Source organism: Pseudomonas schmalbachii (assembly GCF_017589465.1).
Classification (GTDB): Bacteria; Pseudomonadota; Gammaproteobacteria; order Pseudomonadales; family Pseudomonadaceae; genus Pseudomonas; species Pseudomonas schmalbachii.
Map to the genome: position 1 here is coordinate 1 of NZ_JAELYA010000039.1, position 255 is coordinate 255.

At 52.5% G+C, this 255-nt stretch carries 1 rRNA gene; it reads left to right on the forward strand.

Going from position 1 to position 255, the window contains the following annotated elements:
* Positions 1-255, forward strand: a 23S ribosomal RNA gene (locus JFY56_RS24255); the annotation flags it as partial.

The window sequence follows — 255 nt, forward strand, 5'->3', positions numbered from 1 at the left end:
AGACAGCTAGGAGGTTGGCTTAGAAGCAGCCACCCTTTAAAGAAAGCGTAATAGCTCACTAGTCGAGTCGGCCTGCGCGGAAGATGTAACGGGGCTCAAACCACACACCGAAGCTGCGGGTGCATCGTAAGATGCGCGGTAGAGGAGCGTTCTGTAAGCCTGTGAAGGTGAGTTGAGAAGCTTGCTGGAGGTATCAGAAGTGCGAATGCTGACATGAGTAACGACAATGGGAGTGAAAAACTCCCACGCCGAAAG